This is a genomic window from Paenibacillus sp. JJ-223 (assembly GCF_927798175.1).
GTDB classification, from domain to species: Bacteria; Bacillota; Bacilli; order Paenibacillales; family Paenibacillaceae; genus Paenibacillus; species Paenibacillus hubeiensis.
The window spans coordinates 358708-378055 of the sequence record NZ_CAKMMP010000003.1; the positions used below are offsets into that span (position 1 = coordinate 358708).

The window sequence follows — 19348 nt, forward strand, 5'->3', positions numbered from 1 at the left end:
AAGTAAATGGAAAAGGATAACACGTAAAAACGCAGGCGCTGCTGGCCTGCGTTTTATGGTTTGATCACCCGCCAGAAAGGCTGCCGAGGAGGCAGCTGATCAGTCATGCCTAGGCAGAGTGATTCTTTTGTCTGCGATAGGCGTTAGGACTTGAGCCTGCATAGGCCTTGAATTTTTTGTAAAACCAATCGATGTCTTTATAACCTACCTCCAAAGCGATTTCATATATCCTCATATCGGTAGTTAACAGCAGATGCTTCGCTTTTTCCATTCGCTGCTGCAGCATGTAATCGTTGAAGGATACTTTCTCCTCCAGTTTAAATTTTTGTCCAAGATATGCACAGTTAAAATGGAGCATGTCGGAAATTTTCCGGAGCGTAATTTCGTCGCTTAGATGATCTCTCACGTAAGCTTTGACAATTCGGATGACATGACTGGACTCCATCGCTTTGCCATTGAGCTGAACGAGTGGTTTCACAGGCAATCTTTCTTTAACAGGTTCCGGTCCCAGTCGCGTCTGAAGTGCCTGCAAACTTTGCAGTAAAGCTGAAGCGCTGACAGGAGAGGGCAGATAATCATTCACTTGATAAGTTAACGCTTTGCGCACAAGTCTGAAATGGTCTCTTCCACCCACCAGCAGAATCGGAATGTCGCTTATTTGGCGAATGCGATGGCATAACCATAAACCGGCCGTATCACATCGCTCAGTATGGATGAGCACTACCGCGAATTCCTGTTTCGACAGGGCGATCAGTGCATCGGAGGAAGAGAAGGCCGATTCCCCAATTGTAAATGGAGAGGTAGAACGACTCAGCAACGGTCCAAGTTCTTTGCACAAACGCCGGCTGTAATCAACAAGTAATATGTTGTACATAAAGCATAACCTCACCTTCTTCTGAATTTCCGGTCCGGATTCCAATCCATAAGGCTTACTTTCATTATGAGAATAAAAGAAAGCGCATACAATGTGCATTTTTTTGCAGACAATGCATTTCTTTACCAATTTCTATTGAAATGAGTTCGTAATCCTTCAATAGCATGCCTTTCTATAATTTGACCGGGTGAATACCTGCATTTCGGCGGGTTGTTTGCGTTTTCATATGAGGGATACACTGTGGGAGCAAACGACAATCAGGGGGGAAGACGATGAGAAACAACAAGTTTATGCTGCTGAGCCTTGTATTTGCGGTCATGCTGATGATTGCTGCATGCAGTTCTGCTCCGACCGCACAACCGGAGCCGGAAAAGCCGGCACCGCAGGAGGAACAAAACACCGCGGAAACCGAGCCCAAAAATGAAAATTCAACGCCGGAGATGGACTTTGACATGGGTGGCAGAACCATCAAGGTTGTTGCTTGGTGGGATATGGAGATCCAGGGTAACAACCCGGATAACATTCAGCGCCTGGAGAACCTTGAAGCACTGAAGAAAAAACATAACTTCAATATTGAATACATCTCCATCGATTTCGGAGAATACCAGGAAAAAGTGGTTGCTTCGCTGATGGCAGGGGAACCGCTGGGCGATTTGGTGAGACTGGGCAAAAACTATGCCATTCCGGCATTGACCAAACAGGATCTGTTATGGCCGGTGGATGAGTATACCAAGAACGATAAGGTGTTCAATCAAAAAACGACCAACGAGTATATGCAATATGAAGGCAGAGGCTACGGTTTTACCGAAGATCAATCCTCCTTTATCAACGGGATTTTCTATAACCGAACGCTTATGCAGGAACTTGGTTTGAAGCCGCTGCAGGAATATGTGGATGCCGATGAATGGAACTGGGATACGTTCCTCAGCGTTGCGAAACAAGCGAACAAGGATCGTAACAATGATGGCAAGCTGGACACGTGGGGACTCGCTCAAACGGGTCTGCTTGAACCGATCCTGTACTCCAACGAAGCTTCTCTGACCAAAGAGGATAAGCAGAACCTGGAGGATCCCAAGACGAAAGAAGCACTGAACTTCCTGTCCAAGCTGGCAACAGAAAAGGTTGGCAGACCAACTGAGGGTGGCGACTGGACAGAACCTTCCACCTTCTTCCGTCAAGGCAATACCTTGATGTATGCAGGTGCGATGTACGAAGTCGAAGGCATTATGACGGACATGAAGGATTATGATATCGGTTTTGTGCCGTTTCCAAAAGGACCAAGCGCATCGGCGTATCACTCCGGCGAATCGCGTTACCAAGCGATCACCATCCCTAAAGCGGTGGAGAATCCGGAACAACTGATGTACATCTGGGAAAAAATCAACGAGATCGATTCGATCTACGAGTATCCCGGTCAGTCCACGCTGGAGACGCATCTGACCGACGAGGCGGACATCAACAACGCCAGAAAGGTCGCTGAGGGCATGCTTGTTCTCGACCATAACACCTTCCCGTCCTTGCCTTACTGGGATTTTGATGCGGAGCTCAAAGAAGGGGTATCCGTATCCACTCTGATCGAGAAATACAAGGCTCCTTTCCAGGCCGCGATTGATGAGGTATATAAATAAACCATTTTACTAAATCACGGGCAGAACGCACCAGTCATGGCGCGGTCTGTCCGGATCAGTCCATCGTCCCATTGTCGCTACGCCTAGAGGAAAGGGGATACATTCAGACATGCGGTCACGTAAGAAAAAGGGACTAATCCTGTTGCTTGTCCTGGCCTTGGTGTTCTCGATATGGACCATCTATCCATCGCGGGATCGTACTCCGGGCACGGCTCATGCGCTTGAAGATTTTGAAGCGATCTCCAATACGGACGATGAAAGCAGCTATGAACATTATCTGGCGGGTCATCAGAACACTCCCAAACCGGATAACGTGGTGCGGATTGAAGGCGAGTCTTATGTTCGGACGGAGGGTGGAACGTTTGAAGTGGTGCAGGGATATGCCGGATTGGACGGCAGTGCCGTCATTACACCCGAAACCGGAACCATTCGCTGGGATGTTCCCGTTCAATGGAGTGGTTTGTACCATGTTCGCATCCATTATTATCCGGTAGAGGGCAAGAGTTCCGGCATCGAACGCAGACTGGAGATAAACGGACAGGTTCCGTTCAGGGGGGCTGACGTCCTGCTGTTCGACAGGGTGTGGGGCAATCGCGAAGATAACGTTCGCCGGGACGATCGCGGCAACGATCTCAGACCGAGGCAAGTGGAACAGCCGGAGTGGCAGCTCGCTTCCTTCAGGGACAGCGCAGGTTACTTCGAGGAACCGTTCCAGTTTTATTTTGAAAAGGGCAAACAGCAGCTATCGCTCACTTCGCTCCGGGAGAGCATGGCGATCGATTATATCGAGCTGTATCAGGAGGAGGATGTTCCGTCCTATGCAGACTTGCGGGCGAGTTATGAAACGCGCGGCTTGAAACCGGCCGGTCCGGTCATGCTGAAGGTCCAGGCAGAACAGGCTGCAAGCAAATCCTCGCCTACGCTTGCACCGATCTCGGATCGTTCCAGCCCTTCGCTGGAGCCGTATGACGTATCCAAAATTCGCATCAACGCCATCGGCGGCATCAACTGGAAGCTGCCCGGTGAATGGATCGAATGGGAGATCGACGTGCCGGAGGACGGATTGTATCAAATCGCGCTAAAAGTAAAGCAGGATCAACTTCGCGGCATCTATGCGACCCGCAGTCTGACGATTGACGGCAAAGTGCCGTTCAAGGAAATGAAACGCATTCGTTTTAATTACAGTCCATCCTGGCAAACGCAAGTACTGGGAGCCGGAGAAGACCAGCCCTATCAATTCCATCTCGAAAAAGGAACACATCGCATACGGATGACGGTCACGCTCGGCGACATCGCTCCGCTTCTGCGCACCGTGGAATCCAGCGTACTGGAACTGAATGGGATGTATCGCAAAATATTGATGATCACCTCCAATAAGCCCGATCCGCTCCGGGATTACCAGCTGGAACGCCGCATTCCGGAGATGACGGAGGTCTTTGAACGGCAGGCGGCAACGCTTAGCTCTGTAGCCGCGTATCTGGAACAAGCAACCGGAGAGCAGAGCGATAAAGTCGCCGTTCTGAATGCGATGGTGGTCCAGCTTAAAGATATGGCAGCCAGACCGGAGACGGTTCCGAAACGGCTCGATACGTTCAAGATTAACGTAGGCGGCCTCGGTACCTGGATTTTGTCCGTACGCGAACAGCCGATTACGCTGGATTACCTTCTCGTATCCCCGCCGGGCGAGCCATTGCCGAAGGCGGAAGCGACGGCGATCCAGCAGGTGAAGCACGAACTGGGTGCATATGTCGCATCCTATACCGAAGATTACGACAGCATCGGCAATGTGGAGCAAAAGAAGGACGCGATTACCGTCTGGATTACGACCGGACGGGATCAGGCCCAGGTGCTCAAGGGTTTGATCGACGATTCGTTTACCCCGGATACGGATGTGTCCGTGCAATTGCGGCTCGTTCCACCTAATATTTTGCTGCCTGCCACGCTCGCTGGGGAAGGTCCGGACGTAGCGATGCAAATGGGCGAAGATATCCCCGTGAACTATGCGATGAGAAATGCGGCAGCCGATCTGAGCAAATTCCCGGATTTTGAGGAAATCTCGGGCAGATTCCGCGAAAGCGGGCTGACGCCCTACCGTTATAACGGAGGAGTCTATGCGCTGCCGGAGCAGCAGCATTTTCCGATGCTTTTTTACCGCAAAGATATTCTGAACGAGCTGGGTCTCGAACCGCCGAAGACGTGGGAGGACGTCTATAACGCTATCGCTGTCCTGCAAAAGCACAACATGGAGTTCTATCTGCCCATCGAGGATACGCTGAACAATGCCAATCTGGTTCCGAACTCGACTTTTGCGATGCTGTTGTATCAGAATGACGGCACCTTCTATACGGAAGATCAGAAGAAGAGCGCGCTGGATTCGGAAATTTCGATGGATGCGTTCAAACGCTGGACCCAGTTCTATACCAATTACAAATTTCCGCTCAAGGCCGACTTTCCAAACCGTTTCCGCACCGGGGAGATGCCGATCGGCATCGCCGATTACACTACGTACAACATGCTTACGGTCATGGCTCCGGAAATTCGCAACCTCTGGGATTTTACCATTGTACCAGGCACTCAGCTCCCCGACGGCTCTGTAAGGCATGAGGTAGCCAGTGCGACCAGCGCTGTGATGATGCTCGAAAACGCGGCCAACAAGGAAGCCGCCTGGAAGTTTATGAAATGGTGGACCGATGAGCAGACCCAGATGGAATACGGAAGAGAAATGGAAGGTCTCATGGGCGCGGCGGCCCGCTACCCGACAGCCAATATCAAGGCGCTGGAGCAGCTGCCTTGGCCTGTGAAAGATTATCGGAATTTGGAGAAGCAATGGGAATGGGTACAAGGTATCCCGCAGCTTCCGGGAGGTTATTTCACAGGCAGGCATCTGGATAATGCGTTCCGCAAGGTCGTCAACGCCAACGAAAATCCGCGTGAGGCCCTATCGGACTATGTCCTGTATATCGATGATGAAATTGAGTTGAAGCGCAAGGAATTCAATCTGAAGTAGAAGGAAGGGAGGGTAACGGTTGCAAGCCAAAACAACCAAGACAGCAGCCGCTCCTGCCGTCCATACGCGTCCGGCGGGCTGGTGGTCCCTTTTGAAACGGGATCTGTACCTCAGCAGGCACTATTACGTATTGATGGCGCCGTTTATGTTGATCTTTTTCCTGTTCACTGTCATTCCAGTCGGCATTTCGCTAGGCCTCAGCTTTTTCCACTTCAATATGCTGGAGGTGCCGCGTTTTATCGGCTGGCAGAACTATTCACGTCTTTTTCTGGGCGACGACGTCTTTTTGATTGCGCTGAAAAATACGCTCCTGTTCGCCGTTATCACTGGCCCTGTCAGTTATATTGCCTGTTTTTTGTTTGCATGGATCATCAACGAACTGTCGCCCAAAATCCGGGCGGTCATGACGCTGGTTTTCTACGCGCCGTCCATATCAGGCAACGTGTTCTTCATCTGGCTGATCATCTTCTCCGGTGACAGCTACGGGTACATGAATGGTTTCCTGATGCGGCTGGGCGTCATCCTGGAACCCGTGCAATGGCTCGCAAACGAGAAATACGTGCTGGCCATCGTCATTATTGTTCAGCTGTGGCTTAGTCTGGGAACCAGCTTTCTGGCGTTTATCGCAGGTCTGCAGACGATTGACCGATCTCTGGTGGAAGCCGGTACGGTAGACGGGATCAAAAACCGCTGGCAGGAGCTCTGGTACATTACGCTGCCATCGATGAGACCCCAGCTCATGTTCGGTGCCGTGATGCAGATTACGGCTTCGTTCGCCGTAGCCGAAATTTCGATCGCCCTGGCCGGCTTCCCAAGCGTCAACTATGCGGCGCATACGGTCGTTACCCACTTGATGGACTTCGGCACCATTCGCTTCGAGATGGGATATGCCTCGGCCATCGCAACGGTGCTGTTTGCACTGATGCTTGGCACGAACGTTCTGACGCAAAAAATGCTGAGAAAGATAGGTGAATGACGATGACCAGCAAAGTACGTGCCGCGTTAGGCATGCCAAAAAGACTGAATCGGTCATTTGCCGTCAGCCTGATGCTGTTTGCCCTGCTGGCCGTGTTTGGATCATTTATGGTGCTGCCGCTCATCTATGCCGTTAACAATGCATTCAAGCCATTGGATGAGCTGTTTATTTTTCCGCCGCGCTTCTGGGTGAACAATCCGACAACGGAGAATTTCGCAGATCTGATCAATCTGATGGGCAATTCGTGGGTACCGTTATCCCGCTATATCGCGAATACATTGCTTATTACGATATTGGGAACGGTGGGGCATATTCTTCTGGCCTCAGCGGCCGCTTATCCGCTGGCGAAATATCGCTTTCCCGGCTCCAGAGTGTTGTTCACCATTATCATTTTGTCGCTCATGTTCTCGCCCCATGTCACAGCGATCCCGAACTACATGGTCATGTCCTGGCTCGGCTGGATCAATACGCATGCCTCCATTATCGTGCCGTCGCTTGCGTTCTCGCTGGGGCTCTTCCTGATGAAGCAGTTCATGGAGCAAATTCCCGATGCGCTGCTGGAGGCAGCCAAAATCGACGGGGCCAATGAATACCGGATATTTTGGAGCATCGTGATGCCTAATGTAAAGCCGGCCTGGCTCACACTGATGATTTTGCAGTTTCCGGCCCTCTGGGGAACGGACGGCGGAAGTTTTATTTACAGTGAAAACCTCAAAACATTGCATTATGCGCTCAGCCAGATTGTTCAGGGAGGGATTGCGAGAGCAGGGGTGGGTGCTGCGGTTGCGCTGCTGCTCATGATCGTGCCGATCACCCTGTTCATCATCTCCCAGAGCAGCGTTATGCAGACGATGGCTACATCGGGCATGAAAGAGTAGAGAGGAGGCAGCGAGGTGCGGAAAAGCACATGGAACAAGCGCAGCTGGATCATGATGGGCATGGTCTGCCTCCTGTTGTTCAGCCAAGCGGCTGAACCGGCAAGTGCAGACGGCAAGCAGGATGCTTACCAATACTCCTACTGGGGCGATTCCGTTCCGGCGCCGGCGGCGTATGAGGCCACGTCCATCATCACGGGCAATAAACTGGACACCGGTGCGTTCAAAGAACCGAGCGACATGCATGTCACAGCGGATCAGCGTGTGTTCGTACTGGATTCCGGCAATGGCCGCATCGTGGAGCTGGATCGCGATCTGAAGCTGGTGCGGACGATTGATTCCTTTGAACGGGCGGGCAAGGAGGAGCAGTTCAACAATCCGCAAGGGATCTATGTCAGTAAAAAAGGAGATCTCCTCGTTGCGGACACCGACAATCACCGGGTCGTTCATCTGGATGAACAAGGCCATCTGGTCAAAATTGTGGCTGAACCGAAATCGGATCTGTTACAAGCGGATTTTCAATTCAAACCCGTGCGGGTTGTCATGGATCAGGGAGAACGGATTTACGTCATGGCGGCGGGTGTATTCGACGGATTCATGGAGTTCAGTGCGGACGGCACATTTTCCTCCTTTATCGGAGCGAACAGGGTTCAGGTTGATCCGGTGGAGTATTTGTGGAAACGGTTGGCCACGCGCGAGCAGCGCAGTCAGATGGTGATGTTTACGCCGACGGAGTTCACCAACCTGGATCTGGATGAAGAGGGGTTCATCTACGCCACAAGCGGCGACCGCGGCAAAGATCCGATCAAGAAGCTGAACGCCCAGGGCACCGATATTTTGCGCAGACAAGGGTATCATTACCCCCAAGGCGATCTGATGTACACGAACGAAGCAGGGCCTTCGCGCCTGGTTGATGTAGATGTAGGAGACAGCGACATGTATTCCGTGCTCGACTCCAGCAGAGGACGAATTTTCACTTATAACGGCGACGGATACCTGCTCCATATTTTTGGCGGCATTGGCAATCGGTTGGGACAGTTTAACACGCCGGTCGCATTGGAACGTGCAGGAGACCGGATGCTTGTGCTGGATAAGGCGCTCGGTGAGATTACGGTATTCCAGACAACGGAGTACGGTCGCACGTTGCATGAAGCGGTACGCAGTTATTACAACGGCGACGAGGACCAATCCTCGATGCTCTTCGCCAAGGCTGCCGAAATGAATGCGAATCTGGAGTATGCCTATGCGGGCATTGGCAAATCGCTGCTTCGCCAGAAGGAGTATGCCGAATCAGCGCAATATTTTAAACGGAGCATGGAGCGGCAGGGGTATTCGAAAGCATTTCTTCTGTTCCGCAAAGAACTGATGCGCGAGCATTTCTCGTGGATGATGTCCGGTTTATTCCTGGCTGCAGCTGCGTTTGTCACCGTCGTCATCGTTCGCAGGCATAAAAGGAGGATAACGAATGCAAGCGCCAAGTAAGCAGCTTTACCAGTATCCGCTGCATCTCATCTTTCACCCTTTCGACGGATATTGGGAACTGAAATATGAACGCAATCAACGAACGACATTGCTGATAGCCTGCATGATCATGCTGCTGCTGGTGGTTACCAAAATTTTGCATGCCCAGTACAGCGGCTTTCTCATTAATTTTAACAATCCCAAGTATTTGAATAGTCTGCTTGAAGTGTTGTATGTCGTGATCCCGATCCTGTTCTGGTGTGTGGCCAACTGGTCGTTAACCACCCTGATGGACGGAGAAGGTAAGTTTTCGGAAATTTTTATGTCGACGTGTTTTGCACTGGTGCCGCTGCTCCTGATTCATTTTCCGTGGATCTGGCTGAGTCTCGTCATTTCCGCGCAGGAAGCAGCCTTTTATTATTTCTCCAATGCGCTTGCCGTTGCCTGGACGGTGTATCTGTTATTCGTGGGCAACATGACCGTTCACCAGTACACGCCGGCGAAGACGGTGCTTACGATGCTGCTTACACTGGCTGCCATGGCTTTTATGGCCTTTCTGTGCCTGCTATTTTTCAGTCTCGTGCAGCAGATCGTATCGTTTGTCTTCACCATCTATCAGGAATTCGTGCTTCGGGGCTAAGGAAGGAGGACATCCAGTGAAATATGCTGTAGCGAAAAAAATAACCGGAATGCTGCTCATTGGCAGTCTGCTTCTAAGCGGTTGCCAGTTCTCGCCATCACCGCAAGCTCGCGAGGCGGCCGCTGTAGAACAGACCGATCTTCCCTCCCTGCCTCTCGGAGAAAAACTGAAATCTTCCTTTAGCGATGCTCGTCTTCAAGGCATGATTGGCATTGCCGGGAATGAAGCCTTACGGTTGTTTATAAATGAAGAGACTGCAGAGATTGCTGTCCTGCACAGAGAGAGCGGACAAATCTGGCGCAGCAATCCTGCAGACCGGGAGCAGGACGGAGTTGCGGCAGGCATCAACAAAGACCTCCTGTCGTCACAAGCAAGGCTCAGCTTCTTCAACAGCCAGGGCCAAAGCAGCACGGTGAACTCGTTTACAGATAGCATCGGACATAAGCAGGTTAGCTATGAGGCGATGCCAAACGGGGTTCGGGTTCACTATCAGTTCGGGAGCACCGAGCGCTCGATTGAAGACTTGCCGGTCAAAATCAGCAAGGAACGATTTGAGCAGAAGCTGTTGGCACAGCTCGACAAGGCCGGGGAACGCGCCTTGAAGATCGGTTATACGGAGGATAAGGACGAAGGTGTCTACGTTCGAATTGACAAGGCACTGCAGGGACTTCAGCTGTCCCGTGCCCTTAAGGCTTTTGACGCGGCCGGATACACGGAAGAAGACCTGGCACAGGACAATGCCGAACATGGGATTGATCAGGAGCGCAGCGGACCGCGGCTCTTCATGATGACTTTGGAATATGAACTGGATGGCGAGAATCTGCTGGTGCGTGTACCTGCATCCGGCATTCATTTTCCGGAGGAATACCCGATCAACACCATATCCGTACTGGAATATTTCGGAGCCGGAGGGACGAATGAAAAAGGCTCCATATTTGTACCGGACGGCTCGGGAGCCTTGATCCATTTTAATAATGGCAAAATCCAGTATCCCGGTTATCAGCAAGATATTTACGGTCAGGACTTGACGATGAAGCTCCGGGAAGCCGGCTCGAATGAAACCAAAGCGAGATTGCCGGTCTTTGGACTGATTCGGGAAGAGGGAGCTTTTTTGGGAATCATCGAGGAAGGTGACGCTGTGGCCGTGGTGAATGCGGATATCAGCGGCAAGCTGAACAGCTACAACAACGTTTATCCCAGCTTCTATGTCGTGAACAAGAGCGATGTGACGCTTCAGGCCAGCGATATGGTGCGTACGCTTCCGAAATTTCAGAAGAGGCCGACAGCCTCGGACTTTGTTGTCAGATACGCTTTCGTTGGTGCGGAGAAGGCTTCGTACTCGGGACTCGCCGCATTGTATCGGAATTATCTGCTGCAAACCGGCGGACTTCCCGAACAGCAAGCAGGCGAAGAGCAGCCGGGCATTCCATTTTATCTGAAATTGATTGGAGGCATGACAACCCGGCAGCATATGCTGGGGATTCCTTACGATTCTACGGAGGCACTTACGACCTTTGAGGAAGCCAAGCAGATCCTGTCCACGCTGAAGGAGAAGAACGTGTCGAACATTCAGGTTCGCTACGCCGGATGGTTCAACGATGGGCTGCATCACCGTCTGCCGGATTCCATCTCGGTGGACGGCGCGATTGGCGGGAAGAAGGGCATGCGCGATTTTAGCGATTATGCAAGGGAAGCGGGAATCGGGTTTTATCCGGATGTGGCTCTGCTGAATGTGCAATCCAAGAAAGGGTTCAAACCGTCCAGAGAGGCATCTCGAACGTTAACCCAAGAACCGGCTGTGGTATATCCGATGAATCAGGCTTTGCAGCAACGGGATCGGGACCGATCTCCATCCTATGTACTCTCGCCCAACAAGCTGAATCAGCTGACGGAAGAGATGCTGGAAGAGATGAAGTCTATTCAAAAAGAGGAGCACTCGCAATCACTGAGCCTGAAAGATCTGGCTGAGCAGCTGAATAGCGACATGAACCCGAAGAAGCTGCTGGATCGAACGGAAGCGTTGGGCGTGGTCACCAAAGCGCTGGAACGGATCAAACAGCAGGCAGGCTCCGTTGTGGCCGAAGGCGGCAATGGCTACGCACTGCCTTATGTTACTGGGTTGACGGATGCTCCGATGAGCAGCAGCCAATTCAAACTGGAGGATGAAGAGGTTCCGTTCTTCCAATTGGTCGTTCACGGAAATATCAGTTACACCGGCTCTCCATACAATCTCTCGACCTATACGAACCCGAGACAGTATGTATTGAAGCTGATTGAATATGGTGCGAGCCCGTACTTCGCCTGGTTTAATGCGCCGAACCATGTGGTCAAACAGACCGACTATGACGATCTGTACGCGGCAAACTACGAGCAATGGGTAGATCTGGCTGCCGAGATGTATAACGAGGTCAATCAGATCAATCAGCCATTTGCCGGGCGTTCCATGAAATCGCATGAATCATTGGCGGAAGGTGTGTATCGAACAACTTATGACGGCGGTGGCTTCGTGATCGTGAATTATAATGACTTTCCTGTAAAGGTTGAGAACCAAACCGTGGAAGCTCAAAGCTATATGACTGGTGGTGAGCAGCTCTGAAGACGCTCCTGAAATGGAAATGGGGAAGTCGTACGTATGCTCAACAGAAAGCCATGTGGGGCGTCATCTACGTGCTTCCGTGGCTGGTCGGATTTGTTTTGTTTTTCTTTATCCCGCTGCTGGCGTCTCTGCGTTACAGCATGAGTGCGATTCAGGCCAATGCGGAAGGCATTGCCATTCAATTCACTGGTGTCGCCAACTATATTCAGGCACTCACCGTCAATACAAGCTTTAACCGCGCGCTGATCGAGTCCGTTACCGATGTGCTCGTCAATGTGCCTCTCATCGTCATATTCAGCCTGTTTCTCGCCGTCATCCTGAACCAGAAGTTCAGAGGCCGGGCCGTGGCACGCTCCATCTTTTTCCTGCCCGTTATTCTGGCTTCGGGAGTCATCATGTCGCTGGAGAGCACCAGCTTGATTGATGCCGTTAATCAAAACAGCACCGGCGGAAGCGCACTAGGTACATTTGAGCTGGAATATCTGATGCTGGATGCCGGGGTAAGCGAATGGATCGTGACGTATCTGAGCAGTGCCGTCGATCGGATCTATCAGATTGTCAGCCAGTCAGGCGTGCAAATTTTGATCTTTTTGGCAGGCATTCAGACGATCTCGCCTCAGCTCTACGAGGCATCCAAAATGGAGGGGGCCACCGGATACGAAGCCTTCTGGAAAATTACGTTCCCGATGGTCAGCCCGCTGATCTTTGTCAACGCCATCTATACGATTATCGACTCATTCGCCAATAATGCCATGACTGAACTGATCCGGGATACCGGATTCGTGAAGTTCGACTTCGGTCTAAGCTCTGCTATGGCATGGGTGTATTTCCTGGCCATTGCCATCATTCTCGTGATTGTATCCATCATTTTCTCGAAACGAGTCTTCTATCAAGATTAGAAAGGAGGACGTTCAGCGTGACCACTTCACGATTATTATCGCTGGAACATTGGAAAGGCTGGCTCTGGTCTGTCATTCGGTTCGTACTGATTACCGGACTTTCCTTTGTTATCCTCTTCCCGATATTCCAGAAAATCTCTACGTCCATCAAAGACAAGGGTGATCTGTATTCCGCGGTGGTGGTATGGATTCCCCAAAATTTCTCGCTGGATAACTTCCAGCAGGCCATTCGGGTGATGGATTACTGGGCGACGCTGTTCAATACCTTCGCGCTGTCAGCTACGACAACGCTCTTGACGACAGCGTCCTGTGCTCTTGCCGGATATGGTTTCGCACGATTGAAGTTCAAGGGGAGCAACTTGCTGTTCGCGGGCGTCATTCTCACGATTCTCGTTCCGCCAACGACCATCCTGATTCCGGTGTATCTGAATCTGAAAAGCTTTGACCTGATGGGCCTGATGACACTTATTGCCGGCAAACCGGTGAATCTGCTGAACACCTACTGGCCGTTCATTCTGACCGCCATTACGGCCAATTCGCTTAAAGCCGGATTGTATATTTTCATCTTCCGGCAGTTCTTCCGCGGCATCCCGAAGGAAGTGGAGGAGGCTGCCTACGTGGACGGTGCAGGCATCGGGCGAACCTTTGCCCGAATCATGCTGCCGAATGCGATTCCGTCCATGGTGACCGTGATGCTGTTTTCCTTTGTATGGCAGTGGAATGACAGTTTCTACACGACCACGTATCTGACATCAAGCAAAGTCATGTCGACCCAACTGTCATCGCTTCCATACAATCTGGCGCAGCAAGTGAGTGATGGAGCCTCCAAGGCAGACCCTTTCTATCTCAGCATGATCCAGGATACGGGGATATTGCTTGCCATTCTGCCTTTGATCGTCATCTATCTGTTCGTGCAGCGTTATTTCGTGGAAAGTGTGGAACGTACGGGGATCGTTGGCTAACGTTTGGCCGGTACAGTAAAACTGGAGACTTAAAAATAAACCGTGGAAGGAGGGAAATTCATGCAGCTGCACGGATGGAACGGGGTGCGGGAGCGGGCACCAACGGATATGAACGGCTCGTGAAAGCTGTGCTTGAATTCAACACATATCGAATAAGGGAAAGCCATCGATCATGAGAGGAGGATCCAAAGTGAAGAAGATGTGGATGTCTTGTAAACTTTTACTCGTTATGGCTTTACTGATCACGATTGCTCCATGGGGAGGCGGCAGTGCCGAGGCATGGGTGGGCATGCCTATGGGCAAGCTTCACGTCAGCGGCAAACATCTGGTGAACAGCAACAATCAGCCTGTGCTTCTGAACGGCTGGCATCAACCGTCTGGTGCCTATTGGACGTATCAGGACAGCAATTACTATCTTAATCTGCACGGCAACAACCGTCATGCGGCTACACTGGCCTACCTGAAAGACATTACCGATACGTTTGCGGACACAAGTCCGAAATACGGCAGCAATCATGGCTGGAATATGAATCAGGTTCGTCTGTTCATTGATCGTCAGGACATGGGTGATGTGGCGGCGGGTACATACAATTTTGCCGGTGTGCAGACCGTTACGCAGAACGTCATTATTCCGTATATTCAGTATGCCAAGACAAAAGGTGTATACGTTGTCCTGGGTCTTGACTTCACGTTGAAGGATGATCAGGCAACGACCGCTGCCAATCTGCAAAAGTTCAATCAAATCTGGGGTTATCTCGCTTCCCGTCCAGAGATTAAAAGTGCGGACAATGTCCACTTCGAGCTGATTAACGAGCCGGTGAAGTCATACGCCAATGGACATTGGGGCGGCTACAACGGGGAAAACGACTTTGTCGATCACTGGAATGATCTGCGTAACTTTCAGAATTCCATCATCTCGACGATTCGCAGCCAAGGCGCGGACAATGTGATCTGGGCGGCAGGTCTGGGCTACAACCAATTCTATAGTCTGACGGCAAGCCATCCTTTGACTGACCCGCTGAACAACTACGGATATGCCGTGCACTGGTATCCTGGTTACGGCGCATATGATAACTTTTCGATCTTGCAGGATCAATGGAATACGAACGTCAAGGCGGCCGCAGACAAATATCCGATCAACATTACCGAAGTAACCTGGTTTAAGAATAAACCCGGCGACTCAGCATACTGGAACTTGTTTAATGGCAGCAACGAAGGTTTCGGCACCAATACGAAAACGATCTTCAATGCGGCAGGTAATGTCAGCATCGCTGCCCATATGAACGGCTTCATTCTGGAGCCGGGTCAACGCAGCTCTTTTGCTGACCCTACGGCAGGACTGAAATGGGATGGGGATGCTTCGCGGAGCGCGATGGGCCGTTTCCTGTTCAACTGGTATCATGAACGTGCACAAACGTATCCCGGCGGCGGAAATGGTGGTGGACCGACAACCGGGCTTGTATCAGGCGCAACGTACAAAATTGTAGCCAGACATTCGAATAAGGTCATCGATGTTCCCGGCGGGCAAAACCAGAACAATCTGCAGCTCCAGCAATGGAGCGATCTGGGCGGCAATCCGCAGAAATGGGTTCTGACTTCGATCGGTGGCGGAAGCTACACGCTGACCAGCGTGAACTCTCCCGATAAAGTGATTGATATTCGCAACGGTACCCTCACAAACGGCGAAGCGGTGCAGCTTATGAGCAATCTGAACACGACCGCACAGCATTTTAAAATTAACGATCTGGGCAATGGGTACTGGAGTATCATCAACGTAAACAGCAACAAAGCGATCGAAGTGGCGAATGCTTCGTCGTCAGACGGAGCAAAGCTGCAGCAAAACGATTATACCGGCGGGCTCCATCAACAATGGAAATTTGTTGCCGTCAGCAATTAACATCCATGTAAAAGAGGACCTTTCCGGCCGTAATGCCTGAAAGGTCCTCTTTTCGTTGAAATTTCGGCCTGCGTGGTGCAATGTGATGCGTGTGATTTCCATTTGCGATGATTCATTGTTGGATGATCATTGTCGGATAATCAATATATGCGATATCTGCCGCTTAAAGCCAGCAGACTGAAGAAATATAGGCAATTGTCGTAGTATCGGCGTTCTCCTTGTCGCAGCGGCGTGTTCCAGAACCGGCGAACGAATGGTTCGACATCCGGACCGTCCGCAGCCAGCGAAGCCATCGCGTTCGTGGCGAGCAAGCCTACAGGATGCAGGGAAGGTTCGTCGAAGGGTTCACCTTCGATGGTATATCGACGATATTCGGATACGTCAATGCCGCTGAAGAAGGACTGAATCCGATTGGATTGTTCGACCTGCCACGGATCTTTGTGGAACCATTCCCAATCCAGAGCAATATTTGCCGCAACCCGGTAAGCATCGCTGTAAAAATGTCTAAAATCACCATGCGGCTGAACCGGAGCGGGTGAGCCGTCGTAATTCGCATATTCAGGCGAAAGCCCGGTTACAGGATGACAGGCGGTATGCAGATAAGCCCGACTTGCCGCCGCTGCTTCCTTCCAGAAGGCTTGATCCCCCTCATCCGCATATATTGCGAACAGTTCGTAAAAGTGGGGGAGATGGTAGGAGGGGTCGCTGAATGGTGATTCCGGAACAAACTTGATCAGCCGGGTATCCGGGTCCCACATCGGATCTCCCTCGCCATTTTCACCTTGATGGATGCAGGCGCGGAGGATTTTTCGGGCTTGTTCCTTGTAATCGTAAGGCGCAGCACCATCACCCCAGCGGTTGGAGGCAAAGAACAGGGCCATGGCGAAAAACTCCTCGCCGTCAGGGGCAGGACCTTGCGACAGGCGGGTACCGTCAGGCTTGCAATGCCAAGCAAAATAATCCTTGTATCGGCCTTCGGTATGCTGCATATACGTACGGGAAAAATTCCAGAGTCGATCAAATTCTTCTTTCTTATCCATTTGCACGGCCATCATCATGCCGTAAGACATGCCTTCCGAGCGTACATCGTGGTTACCGGTGTCGAGGAAGTACCCTTTGTCCTCACCCATCGGGTAATAAATTCGTGTATTCTCGTCTCCATAGAACAGCTCGTTCCATGTCTGCTCCAGTTTTGCCTCAATTTCCTTCTCGTCATAGCCCAGTTCCAGGAACAAATTCCTGTATGCTCCTGTATGGAACGCCCCATTTTCGTTGGTAGCCATGGATATCCTCCTTCGTTGGTCACGTTTAGCCAAATTATAGCATGACAGGCAGTACCCAAATTAAAGCGTTTTCTTTGAAAAGCACGGATCATTGCATCCTGATCTTGTACGGCATGATCATGCCGTTTAACAATCTCTGCAGGGTAAGTGCAGGCAATGTAGGGCGTTCGAACGGTTCCAAATATGGAACTGTAAACGGGACGAAAGTCATCAGTAATGCCCCTTTTACGGCAACCGGAGACTGGGGAGCCTGGGGAGAGAAAATGGTCTCCGTGCCGATGAACCAAGGGATCAATACGTTGAAATTAATAACCACCGGAACGGAAGGACCGAATATAGATCGAATATAGATCGAATAGTGATTTCAGCTCCATAGGCTTTCTAAACATTTGGCGACGACTTACGACCCCGGTGACCGGTTCACGGATCGAATCGATGACGAGTTTGGAGAAGCTCGCACTGCAGGAGATATCCACTTACTATTTTTAATCAACATATGGGAATATATCGGGTCGAACTTTTCGGAATGACTCACTATTTTAAGTTTTCCTCTTGCAGATAGTACAAGTGAAGCTGCACCACCCGCAAAGTAGATGGGATGTTATTCAATTATAGTTCCTATCTTCCAGCGCCAGGGGAATTTTCATCACAAACCAACCTGGTTTTACTGGATCGTATCACCAGGACATATATCATAAACCGTTAAATCTTCAATATCAGAAAGCAGAGCAGAAAGTTCGCTTGGTCGACCGATTAAAAAATCAAATACGCCAAAATGTGTCGGGATTACATTTTTTATATTTAGAAGGCGGACTGCCTTAGCTGCCTCTCGAGGGGACATCGTATAAGCATCGCCAATTGGCAATAGTGCCAGCTCTGGCTCGTATAATTCCGCAATTAGAGCCATATCGCCAAATACGTTTGTATCCCCAGCATGATAGACCGTGTATCCATTTTCGAATTTGATTACGTAGCCCATGGGCTCCCCACCATAAATAATCTGATCATCATCAACGAAAGCCGAGGAATGGTCTGCATGTACAGCAGTAACCGCAATGTCTCCTAATTTTCGAGTTCCACCTTTATTTATCGAAACAACATTTTGGACACCCTTTTTCTGGAGAATAAATGCCAATTCCCAACCCGCCAATACTATGGCACCTGTCGTTTGCGCAAGCCAAACGGCATCTTCAGCATGATCTCGATGTGCATGTGTGAATAAAATGTAATCTACTTTTTCAATGTTTTTAATCGTTTCGGGGCAGGAGGGATTGTTTCTAATCCATGGATCAATAAGTATTTCTTTATTTCCGGGTGTTTTTATATAAAATCCGCCAAAACCAAGCCAAGTAAAAGAAATATTCCGGTTTAACATGTTGATATTCCCCTCTTATAGATGTCTAGTTGTAAAAACTTCCTTAGCCGCATTCAGTCCATTTAAAGCGGCGGGGAAACCAGCATAAACTGCCATTTGCATCATGATCTCTACAATCTCTTCTTTTGTGCATCCAACATTTAAGGCACCATTAATATGAACTTTCAGTTGAGGAATTGCGTAACCAAGAGCGGTTAAAGCAGCGATCGTCGCAATTTCACGAGATTTCAGATCCAATCCAGGTCGACTATAGATGTCACCAAATGGGAATTCAACTAAGAAACGTTCAAAATCAGGGGCAATGCCTTTCAAAAAATCACGAGTATGACCTCCAGATTCCCCGACTACCTCATTCATTAATTGTATACCGACTTCATATCTTTTTTCTGTCATCTTTTACTCCTCCGTCTCTATCTTACCCGTGCCCTCAATGTATTTTTCGTAGAATGAAATTTTTTGAGCCACGGCATTAATAAGTAATTCAATATTTTGTTGTTGTTCAAGTAACTTATTCTGATGATCCATAAGAATCGAAAGTCGATTGCTAACTGACTCTTTGGGCATTTCTCCGGATTCCAAACGTTCCAGTATGCACCCTTCTTTTGTAAACTCGGAAATATCTTCAAGGGACATCCCTGTTTTTTTGAGAGTTACCATAAATATAAGAAAGTTTACTTCAGAATCCGTAAATTCTCGTATTCCGCTATCGTTTCTCTTAATTTTCGGAATCAACCCACTTCTTTCATAAAATCGAATGGTATGTGCAGAAAGTCCGGTTCTTTCCGCAACTTCTTTAATATTCATTCAAGGAGCTCCTTTTGTTGTCGACTTGGTCCCATCTTACACCTTTGAGTTTACTCTAAGTCAAGCTATCT

The 19348-nt window shown here is 50.1% G+C and carries 16 protein-coding genes; 11 read left to right on the top strand and 5 right to left on the bottom strand.

From position 1 onward, the window contains the following. Positions 1-109: 109 nt before the first annotated feature. Complete coding sequence (locus L6H98_RS07885; protein ID WP_236414128.1) at positions 110-874, bottom strand: helix-turn-helix domain-containing protein; 765 nt, start codon at positions 872-874, stop codon at positions 110-112. A gap of 272 nt (positions 875-1146) precedes the next feature. Between L6H98_RS07885 and L6H98_RS07890 the strand changes: the two genes are divergently transcribed. From L6H98_RS07890 to L6H98_RS07935, 10 genes are all read left to right on the top strand, one after another. Next, on the top strand, positions 1147-2502 hold the full coding sequence (locus tag L6H98_RS07890; RefSeq protein ID WP_236414130.1) for an extracellular solute-binding protein: 1356 nt from the start codon (positions 1147-1149) through the stop codon (positions 2500-2502). 109 nt (positions 2503-2611) lie between these two features. Further along, positions 2612-5509 (top strand): extracellular solute-binding protein, encoded by a 2898-nt coding sequence (locus L6H98_RS07895; RefSeq protein WP_236414132.1) that lies wholly within the window; start codon positions 2612-2614, stop codon positions 5507-5509. A 19-nt stretch (positions 5510-5528) separates the two neighbouring features. Beyond that, on the top strand, positions 5529-6485 hold the full coding sequence (locus L6H98_RS07900) for a sugar ABC transporter permease (protein ID WP_236414134.1): 957 nt from the start codon (positions 5529-5531) through the stop codon (positions 6483-6485). A 2-nt stretch (positions 6486-6487) separates the two neighbouring features. Beyond that, entirely contained in the window at positions 6488-7363 is an 876-nt protein-coding gene (locus tag L6H98_RS07905) for a carbohydrate ABC transporter permease (protein ID WP_236414136.1), read from the top strand. Between the two features lie 15 nt (positions 7364-7378). Continuing rightward, complete coding sequence (locus tag L6H98_RS07910; protein ID WP_236414138.1) at positions 7379-8842, top strand: NHL repeat-containing protein; 1464 nt, start codon at positions 7379-7381, stop codon at positions 8840-8842. Then, positions 8826-9461, top strand: a complete 636-nt coding sequence (locus L6H98_RS07915) for a Yip1 family protein (RefSeq protein ID WP_236414140.1) — start codon at positions 8826-8828, stop codon at positions 9459-9461. Before L6H98_RS07910 ends, L6H98_RS07915 begins: the two co-directional genes overlap by 17 nt. Before the next feature lie 16 nt (positions 9462-9477). Beyond that, entirely contained in the window at positions 9478-12057 is a 2580-nt protein-coding gene (locus L6H98_RS07920; RefSeq protein ID WP_236414142.1) for a DUF5696 domain-containing protein, read from the top strand. A 53-nt stretch (positions 12058-12110) separates the two neighbouring features. Next, entirely contained in the window at positions 12111-12956 is an 846-nt protein-coding gene (locus L6H98_RS07925) for a sugar ABC transporter permease (RefSeq protein WP_236414144.1), read from the top strand. Positions 12957-12973: 17 nt separating this feature from the next. Next, positions 12974-13918, top strand: a complete 945-nt coding sequence (locus L6H98_RS07930) for a carbohydrate ABC transporter permease (protein WP_236414146.1) — start codon at positions 12974-12976, stop codon at positions 13916-13918. Positions 13919-14117: 199 nt separating this feature from the next. Continuing rightward, on the top strand, positions 14118-15815 hold the full coding sequence (locus L6H98_RS07935; protein ID WP_236414366.1) for an RICIN domain-containing protein: 1698 nt from the start codon (positions 14118-14120) through the stop codon (positions 15813-15815). 140 nt (positions 15816-15955) lie between these two features. On the opposite strand, the gene L6H98_RS07940 is transcribed toward L6H98_RS07935, so the two are convergent. Then, complete coding sequence (locus tag L6H98_RS07940) at positions 15956-17098, bottom strand: glycosyl hydrolase family 8 (protein ID WP_236414148.1); 1143 nt, start codon at positions 17096-17098, stop codon at positions 15956-15958. 41 nt (positions 17099-17139) lie between these two features. Between L6H98_RS07940 and L6H98_RS07945 the strand changes: the two genes are divergently transcribed. Continuing rightward, positions 17140-17448, top strand: a complete 309-nt coding sequence (locus L6H98_RS07945) for a hypothetical protein (protein WP_236414149.1) — start codon at positions 17140-17142, stop codon at positions 17446-17448. 314 nt (positions 17449-17762) lie between these two features. On the opposite strand, the gene L6H98_RS07950 is transcribed toward L6H98_RS07945, so the two are convergent. Genes L6H98_RS07950 through L6H98_RS07960 form a run of 3 tightly spaced genes read right to left on the bottom strand, consistent with a single transcriptional unit; the run spans position 17763 to position 19277 of the window. Next, positions 17763-18473: a metal-dependent hydrolase gene (locus L6H98_RS07950; protein WP_236414152.1), complete on the bottom strand. Its 711-nt coding sequence runs from the start codon at positions 18471-18473 to the stop codon at positions 17763-17765. A 15-nt stretch (positions 18474-18488) separates the two neighbouring features. After that, on the bottom strand, positions 18489-18866 hold the full coding sequence (locus L6H98_RS07955) for a carboxymuconolactone decarboxylase family protein (protein WP_236414154.1): 378 nt from the start codon (positions 18864-18866) through the stop codon (positions 18489-18491). A 3-nt stretch (positions 18867-18869) separates the two neighbouring features. Then, positions 18870-19277, bottom strand: a complete 408-nt coding sequence (locus L6H98_RS07960) for a MerR family transcriptional regulator (RefSeq protein WP_236414156.1) — start codon at positions 19275-19277, stop codon at positions 18870-18872. Positions 19278-19348 lie beyond the last annotated feature (71 nt).

Bases quoted from the DNA above. Each gene is read 5' to 3' on its own strand.
- L6H98_RS07905 (WP_236414136.1), top strand. From the start codon at position 6,488: ATGACCAGCAAAGTACGTGCCGCGTTAGGCATGCCAAAAAGACTGAAT.
- L6H98_RS07935 (WP_236414366.1), top strand. From the start codon at position 14,118: ATGTGGATGTCTTGTAAACTTTTACTCGTTATGGCTTTACTGATCACG.
- L6H98_RS07885 (WP_236414128.1), bottom strand. From the start codon at position 874: ATGTACAACATATTACTTGTTGATTACAGCCGGCGTTTGTGCAAAGAA.
- L6H98_RS07945 (WP_236414149.1), top strand. From the start codon at position 17,140: ATGACAGGCAGTACCCAAATTAAAGCGTTTTCTTTGAAAAGCACGGAT.
- L6H98_RS07950 (WP_236414152.1), bottom strand. From the start codon at position 18,473: ATGTTAAACCGGAATATTTCTTTTACTTGGCTTGGTTTTGGCGGATTT.
- L6H98_RS07960 (WP_236414156.1), bottom strand. From the start codon at position 19,277: ATGAATATTAAAGAAGTTGCGGAAAGAACCGGACTTTCTGCACATACC.
- L6H98_RS07915 (WP_236414140.1), top strand. From the start codon at position 8,826: ATGCAAGCGCCAAGTAAGCAGCTTTACCAGTATCCGCTGCATCTCATC.
- L6H98_RS07955 (WP_236414154.1), bottom strand. From the start codon at position 18,866: ATGACAGAAAAAAGATATGAAGTCGGTATACAATTAATGAATGAGGTA.
- L6H98_RS07895 (WP_236414132.1), top strand. From the start codon at position 2,612: ATGCGGTCACGTAAGAAAAAGGGACTAATCCTGTTGCTTGTCCTGGCC.
- L6H98_RS07925 (WP_236414144.1), top strand. From the start codon at position 12,111: ATGTGGGGCGTCATCTACGTGCTTCCGTGGCTGGTCGGATTTGTTTTG.
- L6H98_RS07940 (WP_236414148.1), bottom strand. From the start codon at position 17,098: ATGGCTACCAACGAAAATGGGGCGTTCCATACAGGAGCATACAGGAAT.
- L6H98_RS07890 (WP_236414130.1), top strand. From the start codon at position 1,147: ATGAGAAACAACAAGTTTATGCTGCTGAGCCTTGTATTTGCGGTCATG.